Consider the following 19,035-nt stretch of genomic DNA (forward strand, 5'->3'; position numbering starts at 1 on the left):
TCACTGATTTCCTTGGTTTGGCTTTTCATCGTTTAAATGCCAAAAATCATAAAAATTAAACCAATCGAGCGGCGCTAATAAACTGTAGTGCTCCAGGCGGGCGGCGTAACTCTCCACTGCCTGTTGCAATGCCGACTGACGATTTGCTCGCGGTAATATCAATGGATCGGCGAAAGGTTCAAAATAAACATGTAATCGGGCAGCAGATGCGGGATCAATAACACCTGATGGTGCAGCCTCCTTCCCCTGCCTACCGAGTTTTAAACCAAACATCAAAAACACCGGGCAGCGCAATGCCGCAGCTAACGCAAACGGCCCAACCGGGAAAGGTGCTGGGTGGCCTAAGAAGGTGCTCCAAATGACTCTTGGTTGGTTATCTCGTTGATAAGGGCTGACGGAGGTTCTATCACCAACAATCGCGACCCACTCCCCTTCATCCAGCTTTTGGCGCAATAAAATGGCAGTATCAGGTCCAATAGAGGTTACCTGGATAAGGTTAATCAGTGCGTGTGGGTTAATCTCCTGCATGACCTGATTAAAACGGGCAGCATGCTGGGTAAAGACCAATGCATTAACTTTTACACCAACAGATAGCTCAGCCAAAGCGCGACAAGATTCAATATCACCTAAATGCGATGCCAGAATTAGCGCCCCCTGACGGCTGGCAATTTGTGCCTCACAGCGCTCACGCCCAACCAAAACCACATCTTTACCCATCACTAAATCCCCTTGCCAGCTCGCCAGTTTATCGAGCATAGACTCACCAAACCGCATGAAATGGCGGAAGCTGTTTAAGGATGCCGGTAAGGGGTGATTTTGCTGTTTGGCGAAAGCCGTAAGGTGTTGTAAATAATGGTTTGATGCCTGGCGCTGACGATGTCCGGTAAGCCAAAAATAGCCAATAACAGGATATAACAACAGGTTAAAAGTTGTGCGCCCCAGAATTTTATAACTGCGTAACATCAAGCGCATCCCCCACAAACCATTGCGTTCTTTCGTCTGGGACCAATGGTGCTCGGGCTTTTGCATATTACGCTTTAGCAACGCAGGAATACGCGGCAACATGCCAAAAAATAGCCGGGTATGCATCCACGAAATACGTAAGTTGTCATGCAGCGCATCAAAATGTGAAATACCTTCTGCGGGATAGGTGACCTGTGTTGGCAAGAACCGGCTCTCAGTTCCCTGCCAATATAATCTCACCATCACCTCAGTATCAAAATCCATTCGCACACCCAATGGGTGCCGGGCAGCCAAAGCCTGTGTTTCGGCAATCGGATAAACGCGAAAACCACACATACTGTCTTTCAGCGACAAAGATAAAGTTTCGATCCATACCCAGAAGTGGGTGATATAGCGGCCATAAAGCCGCGCCTTCGGTACAGACTCATCGTAAACCGGTCGCCCTGAAATTAGATGATGGGGGTATTTTTCCGCCTCGCCCAGCATTATTGGAATATCAGATAATTGGTGCTGGCCATCAGCATCGACTTGTAGCGCATGGCTGTAACCCTGCTTTTGTGCCACGGTCAGTCCATTCAGAACGGCATGCCCCTTCCCCCGATTTTCGGGTTGTGTTATTAGCACCACCCACGGGTATTTCGCCGCCAGGCGTGTTAGCTCATTGGCAGTATCAACATCACTGCCATCATCAATTATCAGACACGGCAATTGATACATAGCCAACTGAGATAACACACCCGCCATGGTCTCACCATGATTGAAACAAGGGATAACCACGCACGGCGCGAAAGTGGTTACTGACATAGAGATATTTTTCCACTACTGGCAGTTATTTCGCCATGGACAAGGTACTTAAACATCAGTTTATGATTTGTTCGTTGCCAATTAAGTACGAGAGTGACTTCATCATCAGGCATCAGTGGCCGCTGGAATTTTACGACATCGATACTTCTCACGACCGGCAACTGACCCAGTAACTGATTGGCGTAGTGCATAACCCAATTGATTTGTGCGACGCCGGGCAATATTGAACAGTTGGGGAAATGACCACTAAACCACAGTAAATCAGCAGGTAATAAGAGATCGATGCTGGCAAAGTGATCACCTGTTATTTGCTGACTGACGACGACGGGCAACATCATAAGAATAGCTCCTGTAAGCGGGCATAATCACGCTTCCCTTGTGGATTCAGCGGGATAACATCAATCACACGTAAACGACGAGGAACAGAGACCGGCTCAAGCCAGTGACGCAAAGTATTGCGTAAGCTTTGAGTAAAAGACCTCAATGATTCTGCTGCAAGTTGCTCTTTACCTGTGTCGGTCAATACCACAACAGCAGCAATGTTCACTCTTTCGTTTTGGCTTAAGACCAATACCGTTGCATCTGCAATTTCAGGAAGTGACATTAAGCGCTGTTCTATCTCTGTGAGTGAAACACGCTTCTCTTCTATTTTAACTATTCGATCTTTACGCCCCAGCAGATAAAAACGCTGCCGGTTATCGGATAGCTCTATAATATCGCTCATTGGTATACCTGTTGATTCAGGTATCAAGGCAGAGTAAACAGTGAAAGTATTGTCGCTGTTGATGTCCAAACTGACACCGGAGAAAAACTGCCATGCTTGTTCAGGTACTGATTGGTGGCGATAAGCAATAACACCGGTTTCAGTGGCACCATAAATCTCTGTTGGCAATGTACCCAGTGTATTTAAAGTAGATTGCGCATCCTGATAACTGAGCGGCCCGCCCGCGGAAAATATCTGTCGACACAAAATCGGCGACAATTTTGTATCCATGCGCTTTAGAAATGCCGGACTGCTAATAAATATTGGTGAGCAAGATTCAGGTAGTGACTGAAGTTGTTCATGATAACCAATCAACTCAGCCTGAAAGGGAATACCCAGCGAGAGGGGTAAAAAGATACGAAAAGTCAGCCCGTATAAATGTTGATGAGACACCGACGCAACAATTAATGGGTTATTCTTTCTATCAAAGCGCCCTCCCCATTGAACAGCCAGCCAATGGCTTTCGGTATCCAAACTCGCAACAGATTTAACGACTGCTTTTGGAGCCCCCGTAGAACCCGAGGTGAAGAGGATTAATGACGCAGCAGAAGGCCAATCAGGTAATGGATGATAGGCAGCCTCACTAGAGGCATGGCTTGCGACTATAACGCTTGGACAGGCAAGATTCAGTAATTGATCCGTCAGCAGGCCATCAAACTCATGCAATTGCTCTTTGAGAACGGCCTCACGTGCATGGCCGAAAATTACCGGCGTTTTTTGACAATACAGCGTAGCCAGCAGCGCAACAGTAAACCAATAGCTATTTTCAAAACATAATGCCCAGCGCTGATTGGGTAAAAAATTAATTTTATTAAATAGATAGGTAACATCGCACCTGAATTGACTCAAGGTTATGGTCTTTGCGCCACACATGGCGATAACCTGGTCATCATCCCGAGAATGATCCAACCAATTCGCCATGGGTAGATTTACTGCTGTTGAACCCTTTTCCTGATTATCCATTCCAGACCCATCAAAGAACCAATAAGTAAATAGCTCAAGCCACCGTTATATAAAGCCCATATATGCATATTGCCGTATAAACAGGTCGCCAGAGCAATAGTGCCATTTACTGCAAAAAATCCGCACCATACCTGTGTCACCTTTCGGGTATAAGCCACCGCTCGGGAAGATAATTCAGGCTCGGACAGCCTTGCCAATCTTTCAATGATGGGTGGGGGGCGAAATAAAGAATAGGAAAACAGCACCAGTAAAATGATGTTTACCGCGACAGGATAAAACAATAACCACTGCGCCTTGCCTAAACCCCAGCTTGCCAAAGACAGAATAATGCCAGCAAGCGCCAGCGCTTTACCTAACCAAAGTTGTTGCTTAATTTTGCTGCGCACGGCAAAGAGGCGCAATGTAAACATTAATAACAATATTGGCGCTAATACCTGCATTCCCCAGCGCGATAAACCAAACCATACCGCCAGCGGGTAGGCTGTAAGTGCAATAACGGTGAGGATTTTGAGCAAAACAGTCAGGCGACCAATGAATAAATTACGCTGATTAGCTGTCACCTGATTTCACCATTTACGACTTGGTGTTTAATAAATTATCGACGGCATCGACAATATCTTGAACCGTTCGAACGGATTTGAACATTTCCGGCATTATTTTTTTACCCGTCACTTTCTGCAAATGTACAACCAGATCGACAGCATCAATACTGTCTAGCTCTAACTCTTCATAAAGCCGTGATTCTGGTTTGATGTCAGCTTCATCAATTTCAAATAGCTTAACCAGAAGAGCTGTAATTTGCTGATAAATTTCTTGTTTTTCCATTATGACAATATCCTGTTAGTTACGCTGTTGAGAAATAAATTTCGCGAGCGTTTCTACCGAATAAAAGTGCTGACGCATATCTTCACTCTCAGCAGAGAGTACAACGCTATATCGGTTTTTGAGTGCTAATCCCAGTTCTAGCGCATCGATTGAATCTAAGCCTAAACCGTCACCAAATAATGCAGCCTGTGAGTCAATATCATCCACCGACATACCTTCCAGATTTAGGGCATCAATAATTAGCTGTTTAATCTCACAACTTAGTAATTCCATTAACTCTTTCTCTTAGATTCAGGCATTAATGCACAGGTTAAATGTTTAGTAAGTCGTCGTGCAGCAAGTGCTAACGATAAATCGCTATCTTGAATAAAGTCATTACTATTGATTTTATTTTGAACAATAATATTAAATTGAGGTTTTACCGGCGGTATATTATACCATTTTAGTTCTTTCGTCAGCATTGGTGGGTTGCAATCAATATATACTACGCGAATATCACACCCACTATGTAGCGCGATATTCGCCGCTCCTCGTTGCAAATTCAGTGCACAACCTGCGGTTGTTCTGGTCCCTTCAGGAAATATAAGGATACTTCCTCCTCGGCCTAAACGCGCTTTACAGTGTGCTAATAATTTATCTGATTCAGCATTAACTAAGTATCCTGCGGATTTAATCACACCGGAAACAAATATGTTATTTAACAACGCTTCTTTGACAATACAATCACATCTTGGCATGTGTGCTGCCAACAGCACATAATCTAATAAGCTAGGATGGTTAGCAACAATCAGACACCCCGAGTCCTCACAAAACAGCTCATTATTTTCTATTTGATAATCAAAAACACCCAGAAATTTAGCAATACGCAAGAACAGTTGAAAACTATAACGAATACTTTGCTGAGTGATCTGGTTACGCACTACTTCAGAGCGAACAATTAGGCGCAGAGAGGTAAACCATAGAATAGATAATAACAGCCCACCTAGGCCAAAAAGTGCAAAACAAAAACCGGTTGCAGCCACTCGCCATAACCGATTTAGCAAAGAAGAATGTTGGGGTGCAGTTTGTACTGCAAGATAACTGTCCATCACTGACTCCAGTGCCAATTATTATGCTGGCCTTGTATAACGAAAGAACCCTTTTTGCTCAACCAATTACGTAAAAAACTAAGACCCTGAGGCAATTCAGAATTATTAACATCAATCTTAGAAATACGTTCACACTGTAAATCATCGCCGGTGGTTAACACTAATGCCAAGGCATAGGGCAACCCTATTGGAGAAGTCTGAGAATGATAAAAATCAGGCATTACTCCATCGAAATCGACCAATAACACACGCTCAGCGCCGCAAGCCAGCATCCCCATAGCTTCGACTATACCTTGTTGAAAACTATCTATGCCTGCGGCAAGAGACGTCACTGGCATGGTATTGCTCGCCATGATAGTTAACCAGCCGGAGGCAGTATTATGCACTGACATAGCAAAATCTGTTGGCGAAATATTCTGCTGCTGATGGAGGGATTGCAATATTTTATAAGTGCGCTCTAATTCCCCATGGCGACTGGTAAATATCGCCATATCAGCCGTGTCTTCCTCTAGTAACGAAAGCCCCGCTTCAACGGCTAGTCGGCTGCCTGTACTCATTCTTCTAGCGGACATCATAGGGATATGCGATGACTTGGGTAAATCCCCTTGCCATGTCGCCGAGAGTGCCTCCTCCTGTGCCCAGGCAAGCCAGTGCTCTTGCGACTCCATACCAGGAGCCAAAGCACGCCAGTTCAATACATTCAATGAATGAGCCACGATATCAGAACTTCCAGACAGCAAAGCGAGATAATTTATTCTATTTTTAGGTAAAAAGCATTTAAAAACTTTATCTATTATCTTTTGGTTTAATTATCGGCCATTCACATCGCATTTTTTAAAAAATTAAAAAGTAAAATATTTTATTTATCGGCATAGCTTCAACATTCTTTAGATAAAAACTCAATAAAAGTAATTATAATTTTAAAATAAAAAATGACGCAAAATAACAATATAAATTTTACATTTATTTAAAACAAAACAAACATAAGAATATTTGTGTATTAGAATAAGTCAGAGTATTTTATCTCTGCTATTTAGCATTCTTCCGTTACTCCTATCATGGGTTAACATGAAAATCATTAATTAATTGGATCATCATGAAACTATTAAAAGCACTCTTGGTCGGGTTGGTATCTATCACATTTATTGTTGGATGTGCAGGTACGACGCCTATCCAAAACGTTAACCAAACGATAATTGGTAGTCACACGACTTCAGAAGTACAAAAAGCGATTCTGGCTGGTGGGATAAACCGTGGTTGGGTAATGATACCTGGCGCTGAAGGCGTGATTAACGGGAAGTTAATAAATCGCGATCACACTGTTGAAATCCAAATTAATTACAATGCTAATAATTACCAAATCAAATATATTGGCAGTACTAACATGGATGCCAAAAATGGGAAAATACACTCAAAATATAATCGCTGGATCGCTAACTTGAATAAAGATATCCAGATTCAACTAAATCGCCTGTCAATATAAAAACATTATATAACAAATAGTTACCTTAATTTTATGCTCACCATTAAAGCTGAATAATGCTAAATGGTGAGCTATTACCTGAATTACGAGGACGTAAGCTTGCGCTACGGATATGATAAAGACCAAATTAGTGCTTTGGCGGCAATCACTGAAGCTCAGAAAATAGCTTTTGCCCCTATGCTATTTCAAGCTGCGCTTAACCTGAGAGAGTCAGGAATCTTAGCTGCATTAGATGAATCAGGTAAAGGTGGTATTACACTCGATGAGCTTCAGACTCATTGCACACTAAGCCGATATGCAATCAGCATCCTGCTAGACATGGGGCTTAGCGGTAATATCCTCTACCAACAGGAAAACCGATTTTATCTGGGCAAGGTCGGTCACTACTTATTGCATGATCAAATGACCCGCGTAAATATGGACTTCACTCAGGACGTTTGTTATCAGGGTTTATTCAATCTAAAAGAAGCACTAGAGACAGGAAAGCCAGCCGGATTATCCGTATTTGGTGAATGGCCTACTATTTACCCTGCACTAAGCGAGTTGCCGACTGCCGCACGTGAAAGTTGGTTCGCCTTTGATCATTTTTATTCCGATAATGCCTTTCAGCTTGCGCTAAAAGCTATTTTTGATCTTGAACCAAAACATATATATGACATTGGTGCAAATACTGGGAAGTGGGCTTTACAGTGTGCGGCCTATGACCCTGATGTGAAAATAACATTGCTGGATTTGCCACAACAGTTAGTCTTAGCTAACGAGAACGTCAAAAGCAAAGGCTATAGCGACCGTATCAGTACATATCCTGTGGATCTGTTATTAGCTGATCGATTGCCAGCAGAAGCAGACGTTTGGTGGATGAGTCAGTTTCTAGACTGCTTTAGTGAAGAACGAATCGTCCATATTCTTAAGCTTATTCATCATGCAATGAAGCCCGATAGTTACGTATGCATCATGGAGATATTTTGGGATAGGCAACAATTTGAAGCTGGTGCATTCAGTTTGAATGCCTCATCTCTTTATTTTACATGTATGGCTAACGGTAATAGCCGTTTTTATCATTCAGATACTTTTTACCAGTGCTTATCTACCGCTGGATTCTACGTTGAGAAAGATATTGATGGTCTTGGTATTGGGCATACATTATTAATTTGCCGTAAAGAACCCGCATAACATTAAGCCCTCTGTCTGAGGGCTTACCCCATCAAGAATCGATATTTCCTTATTCCTATAGTGTATCCAGGCTGCTCTTAACCATTCTGTTCTGTTAAAAGTGTGGTAAATAACCTATTGAATTAAAATTATAAATAGCACAGAGAGCCAGATGGTGGAGTCGCAAACTGACAATAAGAGAGTTGTGGTTGGGTTTTGTCGCAGAAATATATCTAGCAGATCAACAATATATAAAAATTACAATGCAAAAAACCCTGAATCAGAGATCCAGGGTTTTGCAATAAGTGGCGGAACGGACGGGGCTCGAACCCGCGACCCCCTGCGTGACAGGCAGGTATTCTAACCAACTGAACTACCGCTCCACCGATTCTTTTACGCGTATCTTCCCGATACTTACCCTTGACAGGGCCAGCGCTCCGCGCTGTGCAAAACCGCTCTAAGCGATTTTGTTAGTTACCAGATGTCACTCTGGTAACTCGTGTTTGATGCCTGGCAGTGTCCTACTCTCGCATGGGGAGACCCCACACTACCATCGGCGCTACGACGTTTCACTTCTGAGTTCGGCATGGGATCAGGTGGGACCACCGCGCTATGGCCGCCAGGCAAATTCTGTCTAAACTAACCCGCTATGCAATCCTGCACACAGCCAGTCAGCCCAATCTCGGAACTTCGCTGAAAATTTCTATCTCTCAAATCTAAAACACCTTTGGTGTTGTAAGGTTAAGCCTCACGGATCATTAGTACTGGTTAGCTCAATGCATCGCTGCACTTACACACCCAGCCTATCAACGTCATAGTCTTTAACGTTCCTTCAGGGGGCTTAAAGCCCCAGGGAAGACTCATCTCGAGGCAAGTTTCCCGCTTAGATGCTTTCAGCGGTTATCTCTTCCGAATTTAGCTACCGGGCAATGCCATTGGCATGACAACCCGAACACCAGTGATTCGTCCACTCCGGTCCTCTCGTACTAGGAGCAGCCCCTCTCAATCTTCCAACGCCCACGGCAGATAGGGACCGAACTGTCTCACGACGTTCTAAACCCAGCTCGCGTACCACTTTAAATGGCGAACAGCCATACCCTTGGGACCTACTTCAGCCCCAGGATGTGATGAGCCGACATCGAGGTGCCAAACACCGCCGTCGATATGAACTCTTGGGCGGTATCAGCCTGTTATCCCCGGAGTACCTTTTATCCGTTGAGCGATGGCCCTTCCATTCAGAACCACCGGATCACTAAGACCTACTTTCGTACCTGCTCGAGCCGTCACTCTCGCAGTCAAGCTAGCTTATGCCTTTGCACTAACCTCACGATGTCCGACCGTGATTAGCTAACCTTCGTGCTCCTCCGTTACTCTTTGGGAGGAGACCGCCCCAGTCAAACTACCCACCAGACACTGTCCTCACCCCGGATCACGGGGCCGAGTTAGAACATCAAACATTAAAGGGTGGTATTTCAAGGTTGGCTCCATGCAGACTGGCGTCCACACTTCGATGCCTCCCACCTATCCTACACATCAAGGCTCAATGTTCAGTGTCAAGCTATAGTAAAGGTTCACGGGGTCTTTCCGTCTTGCCGCGGGTACACTGCATCTTCACAGCGAGTTCAATTTCACTGAGTCTCGGGTGGAGACAGCCTGGCCATCATTACGCCATTCGTGCAGGTCGGAACTTACCCGACAAGGAATTTCGCTACCTTAGGACCGTTATAGTTACGGCCGCCGTTTACTGGGGCTTCGATCAAGAGCTTCGCCTTGCGGCTGACCCCATCAATTAACCTTCCAGCACCGGGCAGGCGTCACACCGTATACGTCCACTTTCGTGTTTGCACAGTGCTGTGTTTTTATTAAACAGTTGCAGCCAGCTGGTATCTGCGACTGGCTTCGGCGCCGGGAGCAAGTCCCATTACCTAATGCCAGCGTGCCTTCTCCCGAAGTTACGGCACCATTTTGCCTAGTTCCTTCACCCGAGTTCTCTCAAGCGCCTGAGTATTCTCTACCTGACCACCTGTGTCGGTTTGGGGTACGATTTAATGTTACCTGATGCTTAGAGGCTTTTCCTGGAAGCTTGGCATCAACTACTTCACCACCGTAGTGGCTCGTCATCACACCTCAGCGTTGATAAGCAACCGGATTTACCAAGTCACTCCGCCTACATGCTTAAACCGGGACAACCGTCGCCCGGCTAGCCTAGCCTTCTCCGTCCCCCCTTCGCAGTAACACCAAGTACAGGAATATTAACCTGTTTCCCATCGACTACGCTTTTCAGCCTCGCCTTAGGGGTCGACTCACCCTGCCCCGATTAACGTTGGACAGGAACCCTTGGTCTTCCGGCGTGCGGGTTTTTCACCCGCATTATCGTTACTTATGTCAGCATTCGCACTTCTGATACCTCCAGCAACCCTCACAGGTCACCTTCAACGGCTTACAGAACGCTCCCCTACCCAACAACGCCTAAGCGTCGCTGCCGCAGCTTCGGTGCATGGTTTAGCCCCGTTACATCTTCCGCGCAGGCCGACTCGACCAGTGAGCTATTACGCTTTCTTTAAATGATGGCTGCTTCTAAGCCAACATCCTGGCTGTCTATGCCTTCCCACATCGTTTCCCACTTAACCATGACTTTGGGACCTTAGCTGGCGGTCTGGGTTGTTTCCCTCTTCACGACGGACGTTAGCACCCGCCGTGTGTCTCCCGTGATAACATTCTTCGGTATTCGGAGTTTGCATCGGTTTGGTAAGTCGGGATGACCCCCTAGCCGAAACAGTGCTCTACCCCCGAAGATGAGTTCACGAGGCGCTACCTAAATAGCTTTCGGGGAGAACCAGCTATCTCCCGGTTTGATTGGCCTTTCACCCCCAGCCACAAGTCATCCGCTAATTTTTCAACATTAGTCGGTTCGGTCCTCCAGTTAGTGTTACCCAACCTTCAACCTGCCCATGGCTAGATCACCGGGTTTCGGGTCTATACCTTGCAACTAGACGCCCAGTTAAGACTCGGTTTCCCTACGGCTCCCCTATTCGGTTAACCTTGCTACAAAATATAAGTCGCTGACCCATTATACAAAAGGTACGCAGTCACCCAACAAAGTAGGCTCCCACTGCTTGTACGTACACGGTTTCAGGTTCTATTTCACTCCCCTCGCCGGGGTTCTTTTCGCCTTTCCCTCACGGTACTGGTTCACTATCGGTCAGTCAGGAGTATTTAGCCTTGGAGGATGGTCCCCCCATATTCAGACAGGATGTCACGTGTCCCGCCCTACTCATCGAGTTCACAGCAAGTGTGTTTTGGTGTACGGGACTATCACCCTGTACCGTGCGACTTTCCAGACGCTTCCACTAACACACAAACTGATTCAGACTCTGGGCTCTTCCCCGTTCGCTCGCCGCTACTGGGGGAATCTCGGTTGATTTCTTTTCCTCGGGGTACTTAGATGTTTCAGTTCCCCCGGTTCGCCTTGCATGGCTATGTATTCACCATGCAATAGTGCAACGAATTGCACTGGGTTTCCCCATTCGGGTATCGTCGGTTGTAACGCTTCATATCAGCTTACCGACGCTTTTCGCAGATTAGCACGCCCTTCATCGCCTCTGACTGCCTAGGCATCCACCGTGTACGCTTAGTCGCTTAACCTCACAACCCAAAGGTGTTTTTCGTTATTGGTGTGGCTGTGAACACACTCTGCTATGTTGTGCAGTGCGCGCAATCCTCATGAACGTTAAGTTCACTCCGGTTGCTGTGCGCTGTACGCCTTGCTGAGTGTCTTCTCGCTCACACTGCAACAATGATTACCCATTGGCATTGCGATTATTTGAGAGACTCTATTACAGGTTACTCTTTATCTCAGTACATCTACGGAGAGATAAATTTCAGCTGTAATGTTTCAATTTTCAGCTTGTTCCAGATTGTTAAAGAGCAATATCTTAAACACGACTCGTTAAAGTCATCTTTAAGATATTCAGTTGATAATGTCTTTCACACATTATCGGCGTGGCGTCCCCAAGGGGATTCGAACCCCTGTTACAGCCGTGAAAGGGCAGTGTCCTAGGCCTCTAGACGATGGGGACACAAAAATTTCTACTGAATCACTGATTCAGTATTTTTGTGTAAAGGTGAGAATGTGGTGACACATTCGAACGACTGATGCAGTAAAAACTCGATACCGAGGTCTTATTGCACAATCATCACCCTCATCAACAGGTGCTCTTGCTCATTTACATTCATCAGACAATCTGTGTGGACACTACGCAATGCGTATCGTTAGGTAAGGAGGTGATCCAACCGCAGGTTCCCCTACGGTTACCTTGTTACGACTTCACCCCAGTCATGAATCACAAAGTGGTAAGCGCCCTCCCGAAGGTTAAGCTACCTACTTCTTTTGCAACCCACTCCCATGGTGTGACGGGCGGTGTGTACAAGGCCCGGGAACGTATTCACCGTAGCATTCTGATCTACGATTACTAGCGATTCCGACTTCATGGAGTCGAGTTGCAGACTCCAATCCGGACTACGACAGACTTTATGTGGTCCGCTTGCTCTCGCGAGTTCGCTTCACTTTGTATCTGCCATTGTAGCACGTGTGTAGCCCTACTCGTAAGGGCCATGATGACTTGACGTCATCCCCACCTTCCTCCGGTTTATCACCGGCAGTCTCCCTTGAGTTCCCACCATTACGTGCTGGCAACAAAGGATAAGGGTTGCGCTCGTTGCGGGACTTAACCCAACATTTCACAACACGAGCTGACGACAGCCATGCAGCACCTGTCTCACAGTTCCCGAAGGCACCGAAGCATCTCTGCTAAGTTCTGTGGATGTCAAGAGTAGGTAAGGTTCTTCGCGTTGCATCGAATTAAACCACATGCTCCACCGCTTGTGCGGGCCCCCGTCAATTCATTTGAGTTTTAACCTTGCGGCCGTACTCCCCAGGCGGTCGACTTAACGCGTTAGCTCCGGAAGCCACGCCTCAAGGGCACAACCTCCAAGTCGACATCGTTTACAGCGTGGACTACCAGGGTATCTAATCCTGTTTGCTCCCCACGCTTTCGCACCTGAGCGTCAGTCTTTGTCCAGGGGGCCGCCTTCGCCACCGGTATTCCTCCAGATCTCTACGCATTTCACCGCTACACCTGGAATTCTACCCCCCTCTACAAGACTCTAGCTTGCCAGTTTCAAATGCAGTTCCCACGTTAAGCGCGGGGATTTCACATCTGACTTAACAAACCGCCTGCGTGCGCTTTACGCCCAGTAATTCCGATTAACGCTTGCACCCTCCGTATTACCGCGGCTGCTGGCACGGAGTTAGCCGGTGCTTCTTCTGCGAGTAACGTCAATCAACCGTGCTATTAACACGACTGCCTTCCTCCTCGCTGAAAGTGCTTTACAACCCGAAGGCCTTCTTCACACACGCGGCATGGCTGCATCAGGCTTGCGCCCATTGTGCAATATTCCCCACTGCTGCCTCCCGTAGGAGTCTGGACCGTGTCTCAGTTCCAGTGTGGCTGGTCATCCTCTCAGACCAGCTAGGGATCGTCGCCTAGGTGAGCCATTACCCCACCTACTAGCTAATCCCATCTGGGCACATCCGATGGCGTGAGGCCCTAAGGTCCCCCACTTTGCTCTTGCGAGGTCATGCGGTATTAGCTACCGTTTCCAGTAGTTATCCCCCTCCATCAGGCAGTTTCCCAGACATTACTCACCCGTCCGCCGCTCGCCGGCAAAGTAGTAAACTACTTCCCGCTGCCGCTCGACTTGCATGTGTTAGGCCTGCCGCCAGCGTTCAATCTGAGCCATGATCAAACTCTTCAATTTAAGATTTGTTTGATTTGCTGCTAATAAAAGCAGCGATGCTCAAAGATTACTTTCTGCAAATAAGCATTCGAACCGAAGTTCAAATGTGTACTGCTTTGGTCACTCTTCAAGACTTTGATATTTCTTCTGCCTGCCGAAACAGGCTTCGATATCGTCTTGCGAGTGCCCACACAGATTGTCTGATAAATTGTTAAAGAGCGTTCGTTACCCGTTTGCCTTTCGGCGAATCTTACGGTAACGCGGGAGGCAGATAATACGCTTTCCCGGTACAGAGTCAACCACTTAATCAGTTAATTTTCTCTGTTCTTCCCGGCCACTCTGTGAAGTTGCTCACAGCGCCGTGTCGATGGATGCGCATTATAGGGAGCCGCCTCAGAATGGCAAGGGTTTATCTTAAAGTTTTTTCCAACTGCTGATTATTTGAACGCAAAGACTACTTATGACGCGTTTTTATCGCTTTTGGCAGGTCAGCCAGACTATTTAGCACCCAATCAGCTAGCGCCTCTCCTTCTGCGCTAACAGGCTTACCAGTGCGAACTAACACTTTAGTGCCGACATTAGCCGCTAATGCTGCCTGCATATCTTCAATTTTGTCACCAACCATATAAGAAGAAGCCATATCAATGTTCAATTCGCTTTGTGCTTGCAGTAACATGCCAGGCAGCGGTTTACGGCATTCACATGTTTCACTGAACTCCGCTACACTGCCATCGGGGTGATGCGGACAGAAGTAGATGCCGTCCAGGTCAACACCACGGTCAGCCAGAGACCAATCCATCCACTCGGTGAGACTTACAAATTGCTCTTCGGTAAACATACCGCGTGCAATACCTGATTGATTGGTTACCAATACCAAAGCGAAACCCATTTCTTTCAATTCACGACAAGCATCAATAACACCGTCTATAAACTGGAAGTTATCAATTTCGTGGACATAACCGTGATCAACATTAATTGTACCATCACGATCTAAAAATATTGCGGGGACGGGCTGAGTCACTTATCTGCTCCTGAGGGCTGTAAACCCCACTAGTATCGCATGTTTCATTACCGATTGAGAATGGAAGAGAATCGGTGTTGCCAGTTGACTTGGCCGTCTAGACGCCTTAACATCCAATCTATACTTTGGTTCCGCTGAAGTTTACTTTTTATCTAGCCACGGAAACGACGATAAAATAAGAATAATATGATTAAACTTTCTCACATCAGCAAAGTGTTCCAACAGGGTTCGCACACTATTACCGCACTTACAGACGTGAGTCTACACGTCCCTGCTGGACAAATTTATGGCGTTATCGGTGCATCAGGTGCGGGTAAAAGTACACTGATTCGCTGTGCCAATATGTTAGAGCGCCCTACCAGCGGCCAGGTTCTGGTTGATGGGCAAGATCTGACAACCTTATCTGAAGGTGAACTGACGCGCGCGCGTCGTCAAATCGGCATGATTTTTCAGCATTTCAATTTACTGTCATCTCGCACGGTGTATGGCAATATTGCGTTGCCTCTTGAGCTGGATAACACGTCACGCGCAGATATAAAGAAGAGAGTTACCGAACTGTTGGATCTGGTCGGTTTAGCGGATAAGCAAGATGCTTACCCGGCTAACTTGTCGGGCGGTCAGAAGCAGCGTGTTGCTATCGCGCGTGCTTTAGCCAGTAATCCAAAAGTCTTGTTGTGCGATGAAGCCACCAGCGCATTAGACCCGGCAACCACTCGTTCGATTCTGGAGCTACTTAAGGACATTAATCGTCGTCTGGGGCTGACTATTTTGCTTATTACTCATGAAATGGATGTGGTGAAACGCATCTGTGATCAGGTTGCTGTAATAAGTGAAGGCAAATTGATTGAGAAAGACAGTGTCAGTGAAGTGTTCTCGCATCCGAAAACTCCGCTGGCGCAACAATTTATCCAATCAACACTCCATTTGGATATTCCAGAAGATTACGCCCAGCGTATGACGCAGGAACCAACTGCAGATCGCGTTCCACTGCTGAAATTGGAGTTCACCGGTCAGTCCGTTGACGCACCACTCATTTCACAAGCGGTGCGCCGTTTCAATATTGATATCGGGATTCTCAGTTCGCAGATGGATTATGCCGGTGGCGTTAAGTTTGGTGTCATGTTAGCAGAGCTGCATGGCGACGATCAGGATGGCCTCGCTGCCATCAAGTTTTTGCAAGATCATCATGTAAAAGTAGAGGTTCTGGGTTATGTCTGAGGCAATGATGTGGTTAATGGGCCGAGGCGTCTGGGAAACTCTAATGATGACTTTTGTGTCTGGTTTCTTTGGCTTTGTGCTAGGGCTACCGGTTGGGGTGCTGCTGTATGTCACCCGCCCAGGGCAAATTATCGCTAACAATAAGATTTACCGCACCCTGTCTGGAGTTGTGAATATTTTCCGTTCCATACCTTTTATTATCTTATTGGTGTGGATGATTCCATTCACTCGAATGATTGTCGGTACATCGATTGGGTTACAGGCGGCGATTGTGCCACTAACGGTCGGTGCAGCCCCCTTTATTGCTCGTATGGTGGAGAATGCCCTACTAGAGATTCCATCTGGTTTGGTTGAGGCTGCCCGTGCGATGGGAGCGACCCCAATGCAAATTATTAAAAAGGTGTTGTTGCCCGAAGCCCTACCCGGCTTGGTGAATGCCGCCACTATTACATTAATTACCCTGGTCGGTTATTCCGCGATGGGTGGTGCAGTCGGTGCCGGTGGCTTAGGCCAGATCGGTTATCAGTATGGTTACATTGGCTATAACGCCACGGTAATGAATACTGTATTAGTATTATTAGTAATTTTGGTTTACCTGATTCAGTTCAGTGGCGATCGGATCGTAAAAGCCGTTACCCACAAATAGTTCTTAACACATCAATTACCCAAAGGAATTGATGTTGCAGGTAGGCGGCAAGCGAACATATCCCGATAAGCTTATTCAAGTAAGTGATTCGGGTAAGTGAAAGTTGCTAACAACCCTGCAGCGCCAAGTACCAAGGGTATAGCGACTGCCTCACACAGCGGCGCATCTTAACGAATGTCTATAGAGGAAGGGATATGTCTTTAAAATTCAAATCTATCGCGGCAGTCAGTGCACTGATTGGTACCTTAGCTCTGGTGGGTTGCGGCCCGGCAGAGAAAGATCCAAACCACATTAAAGTTGGTGTCATTGTGGGTGCCGAGCAACAAGTTGCTGAAGTTGCTCAAAAAGTGGCAAAAGATAAATATGGTCTGGATGTTGAACTGGTTACCTTTAACGACTATGTATTGCCAAACGAAGCATTGAGCAAAGGTGATATTGACCTGAATGCCTTCCAGCACAAGCCTTATCTGGATCAGCAAATTAAAGATCGTGGCTACAAGTTAGTGTCTGTGGGTAACTCATTCGTTTATCCAATTGCTGGTTACTCTAAGAAAATCAAATCATTGGAAGAGTTACAACCAGGTTCTCAGGTTGCACTGCCAAATGACCCGACCAATCTGGGCCGTTCTCTGTTGCTGCTGCAAAAAGTGGGTCTGATTAAACTGAAAGACGGCGTTGGTCTGCTGCCAACCGTGTTGGATGTGGTTGAGAATCCTAAAAACCTGAAACTGGTTGAACTGGAAGCCCCTCAGTTACCACGTTCTTTGGATGACCAACAAATCGCCTTGGCGATTATCAATACCACCTACGCCAGCCAGATTGGCTTAACACCTGCTAAAGATGGCTTATTCGTGGAAGATAAAGAGTCACCTTACGTCAATCTGATCGTAGCCCGCGAAGACAATAAAGATGCGGAAAACGTGAAGAAATTCGTTCAGGCATATCAGTCTGATGAAGTTTACGATGCAGCAAACAAAGCATTCAACGGTGGTGCAGTAAAAGGCTGGTAAGTGTTAATTGGCTATTTTGCTGAATATGGCGTTAGCTAAAATCAGTGTTTGCTAAATATATTGCAAGACGGGCCATGGCCCGTCTTGTTATTTGCATCATAGATTGCTTCAATAGCGCCTCTTAAATAAAAAAGGCTGAGGAATCTCTATGCGTGCGTTACCTCTGTGTCTGTTAGCACTTTCGCTAACTGGATGCTCCATGCTTCAATCAAAGCCATCCACCACAGAAAGTCCGGTTAAGCAACCACCTCCGGTGACTAAACCCAGCCCAACGGCAGCCCCTCGTCCGGCACCGGTAAAACTTTATAAAAGTGCTGAAGAACTTGTTGGCAAGCCTTTCCGCGACTTAGGCGAAGTATCCGGTGAGTCTTGCCAATCTACCGTTCAAGACTCTCCAGCCAGTATCGCCACCGCCCGTAAGAGAATGCAGACCCGTGCTTCTTATATGAAAGCCAATGCGGTGCTGCTACACGGATGTGAAATACAAAGTGGCGTTCCTGGCTGCTATCAACAAGCGGTGTGCCAAGGTTCTGCACTGAACGTTTCATCAAAATGAGTGTATTTTCCTTCAATCAGATCGGGGTGATTCGCTCACCCTATAAAGAAAAGTTTGCGGTGCCAAGACAGCCCGGTCTAATTGAAGATGGCGGTGGTGAGTTACAGTTAGTGGCTCCCTATAATCAGCCGGAAGCCGTGCGTGGGTTATCTGACTTCAGTCATGTATGGGTGATGTTCGTTTTCCATCAAACCATGGCGGGGGGTTGGCGTCCGACGGTTCGCCCGCCACGTTTAGGCGGTAATACACGGATGGGCGTATTTGCCACTCGCTCCACTTTCCGGCCAAATCCTATCGGCATGTCGTTGATTGAGCTGAAAGGGATACGTTGCCAGGGCGCAGAGGTGATTCTGGAGTTGGGTAGTCTGGATCTGGTTGATGGTACCCCGGTGATTGACATTAAACCCTATCTGCCTTTTGCAGAGAGCCAACCACTGGCGCGCGCTGGTTTTGCGCAGACAGCCCCAGATGCAGGTATGCCGGTGTGTTTCTCCGCCACCGCTGAGCAACAGTTAGTACAGCAGCAGACGCGTTATCCACATTTGCGGCGTTTTATCAGCCAGGTTTTGGCACAAGACCCCCGCCCAGCCTACCGTAAAGACGATAATGAAAGTCGTGAATACGCGGTTCTGTTGCTGGAATTTAATGTGCGTTGGCGGGTTATGGGCCAGCAAACAGAAGTGTTGTCGCTCGACCCACGCTAAATTTCAGCCAGTTCTCTTTTGACAACCCGTACTCGCTGGT

At 46.7% G+C, this 19,035-nt stretch carries 16 protein-coding genes, 2 tRNA genes and 3 rRNA genes; 7 read left to right on the plus strand and 14 right to left on the minus strand.

Annotated elements, in window-relative coordinates:
- From ACWJJO_RS17350 to ACWJJO_RS17385, 8 genes are read right to left on the minus strand one after another with little or no spacing between them, the layout of a single operon-like run.
- Positions 1 to 1,767: a glycosyltransferase family 2 protein gene (locus ACWJJO_RS17350; RefSeq protein ID WP_372569526.1), complete on the minus strand. Its 1,767-nt coding sequence runs from the start codon at positions 1,765 to 1,767 to the stop codon at positions 1 to 3.
- Positions 1,758 to 2,105, minus strand: a complete 348-nt coding sequence (locus tag ACWJJO_RS17355; protein ID WP_481091298.1) for an ApeI family dehydratase — start codon at positions 2,103 to 2,105, stop codon at positions 1,758 to 1,760. The genes ACWJJO_RS17350 and ACWJJO_RS17355 overlap by 10 nt, the downstream gene beginning before the upstream one ends.
- A complete protein-coding gene (locus tag ACWJJO_RS17360) occupies positions 2,102 to 3,451 on the minus strand; it encodes an AMP-binding protein (RefSeq protein WP_481091604.1) in 1,350 nt (449 codons plus the stop codon). The genes ACWJJO_RS17355 and ACWJJO_RS17360 overlap by 4 nt, the downstream gene beginning before the upstream one ends.
- Before the next feature lie 8 nt (positions 3,452 to 3,459).
- Positions 3,460 to 4,053 carry a COG4648 family protein gene (locus tag ACWJJO_RS17365; RefSeq protein ID WP_083162979.1) on the minus strand — a complete coding sequence of 198 codons (594 nt, stop codon included), beginning with the start codon at positions 4,051 to 4,053 and terminating at the stop codon, positions 3,460 to 3,462.
- Positions 4,054 to 4,066: 13 nt separating this feature from the next.
- Positions 4,067 to 4,318: an acyl carrier protein gene (locus ACWJJO_RS17370; protein ID WP_083162978.1), complete on the minus strand. Its 252-nt coding sequence runs from the start codon at positions 4,316 to 4,318 to the stop codon at positions 4,067 to 4,069.
- A 15-nt stretch (positions 4,319 to 4,333) separates the two neighbouring features.
- Positions 4,334 to 4,591, minus strand: coding sequence for a phosphopantetheine-binding protein (locus ACWJJO_RS17375; protein WP_083162977.1), 258 nt, complete (start codon positions 4,589 to 4,591; stop codon positions 4,334 to 4,336).
- Positions 4,591 to 5,406 carry a lysophospholipid acyltransferase family protein gene (locus ACWJJO_RS17380; RefSeq protein WP_481091299.1) on the minus strand — a complete coding sequence of 272 codons (816 nt, stop codon included), beginning with the start codon at positions 5,404 to 5,406 and terminating at the stop codon, positions 4,591 to 4,593. The genes ACWJJO_RS17375 and ACWJJO_RS17380 overlap by 1 nt, the downstream gene beginning before the upstream one ends.
- Positions 5,406 to 6,122, minus strand: coding sequence for a beta-ketoacyl synthase chain length factor (locus ACWJJO_RS17385; RefSeq protein ID WP_083162976.1), 717 nt, complete (start codon positions 6,120 to 6,122; stop codon positions 5,406 to 5,408). Before ACWJJO_RS17385 ends, ACWJJO_RS17380 begins: the two co-directional genes overlap by 1 nt.
- 380 nt (positions 6,123 to 6,502) lie before the next feature.
- Between ACWJJO_RS17385 and ACWJJO_RS17390 the strand changes: the two genes are divergently transcribed.
- Both ACWJJO_RS17390 and ACWJJO_RS17395 read left to right on the plus strand, forming a co-directional pair.
- Positions 6,503 to 6,889: a hypothetical protein gene (locus ACWJJO_RS17390; RefSeq protein ID WP_083162974.1), complete on the plus strand. Its 387-nt coding sequence runs from the start codon at positions 6,503 to 6,505 to the stop codon at positions 6,887 to 6,889.
- Positions 6,890 to 6,988: 99 nt separating this feature from the next.
- On the plus strand, positions 6,989 to 8,062 hold the full coding sequence (locus ACWJJO_RS17395; protein ID WP_481091300.1) for a methyltransferase: 1,074 nt from the start codon (positions 6,989 to 6,991) through the stop codon (positions 8,060 to 8,062).
- 285 nt (positions 8,063 to 8,347) lie between these two features.
- Here ACWJJO_RS17395 and ACWJJO_RS17400 read toward each other — a convergent pair.
- The 6 genes from ACWJJO_RS17400 to gmhB form a co-directional block, all read right to left on the minus strand.
- Positions 8,348 to 8,424, minus strand: a tRNA-Asp gene (locus ACWJJO_RS17400).
- 125 nt (positions 8,425 to 8,549) lie between these two features.
- Positions 8,550 to 8,665, minus strand: a 5S ribosomal RNA gene (rrf, locus tag ACWJJO_RS17405).
- Between the two features lie 113 nt (positions 8,666 to 8,778).
- A 23S ribosomal RNA gene (locus ACWJJO_RS17410) occupies positions 8,779 to 11,686 on the minus strand.
- Between the two features lie 358 nt (positions 11,687 to 12,044).
- A tRNA-Glu gene (locus tag ACWJJO_RS17415) sits at positions 12,045 to 12,120 on the minus strand.
- Between the two features lie 198 nt (positions 12,121 to 12,318).
- Positions 12,319 to 13,861, minus strand: a 16S ribosomal RNA gene (locus tag ACWJJO_RS17420).
- The 16S, 23S and 5S rRNA genes sit together here with 2 tRNA genes alongside, the layout of an rRNA operon.
- Before the next feature lie 433 nt (positions 13,862 to 14,294).
- Complete coding sequence (gene gmhB / locus ACWJJO_RS17425) at positions 14,295 to 14,861, minus strand: D-glycero-beta-D-manno-heptose 1,7-bisphosphate 7-phosphatase (protein ID WP_083162970.1); 567 nt, start codon at positions 14,859 to 14,861, stop codon at positions 14,295 to 14,297.
- A gap of 186 nt (positions 14,862 to 15,047) precedes the next feature.
- On the opposite strand from gmhB, the gene metN reads away from it, so the two are divergent.
- From metN to tsaA, 5 genes are all read left to right on the plus strand, one after another.
- Positions 15,048 to 16,079 carry a methionine ABC transporter ATP-binding protein MetN gene (gene metN / locus ACWJJO_RS17430; protein ID WP_083162968.1) on the plus strand — a complete coding sequence of 344 codons (1,032 nt, stop codon included), beginning with the start codon at positions 15,048 to 15,050 and terminating at the stop codon, positions 16,077 to 16,079.
- Positions 16,072 to 16,725 (plus strand): methionine ABC transporter permease MetI, encoded by a 654-nt coding sequence (locus ACWJJO_RS17435; protein WP_050078607.1) that lies wholly within the window; start codon positions 16,072 to 16,074, stop codon positions 16,723 to 16,725. Before metN ends, ACWJJO_RS17435 begins: the two co-directional genes overlap by 8 nt.
- Positions 16,726 to 16,919: 194 nt before the next feature.
- On the plus strand, positions 16,920 to 17,735 hold the full coding sequence (locus tag ACWJJO_RS17440; RefSeq protein ID WP_042569242.1) for a MetQ/NlpA family lipoprotein: 816 nt from the start codon (positions 16,920 to 16,922) through the stop codon (positions 17,733 to 17,735).
- 148 nt (positions 17,736 to 17,883) lie between these two features.
- Positions 17,884 to 18,291 carry an Rcs stress response system protein RcsF gene (gene rcsF / locus ACWJJO_RS17445; protein ID WP_083162966.1) on the plus strand — a complete coding sequence of 136 codons (408 nt, stop codon included), beginning with the start codon at positions 17,884 to 17,886 and terminating at the stop codon, positions 18,289 to 18,291.
- The gene (gene tsaA, locus ACWJJO_RS17450) at positions 18,288 to 18,995 is read left to right on the plus strand and encodes a tRNA (N6-threonylcarbamoyladenosine(37)-N6)-methyltransferase TrmO (RefSeq protein WP_083162964.1); all 708 of its coding nucleotides are present in this window, start codon (positions 18,288 to 18,290) and stop codon (positions 18,993 to 18,995) included. Before rcsF ends, tsaA begins: the two co-directional genes overlap by 4 nt.
- Positions 18,996 to 19,035: the final 40 nt, after the last annotated feature.

The sequence above is a fragment of the Yersinia antarctica genome, assembly GCF_056636475.1.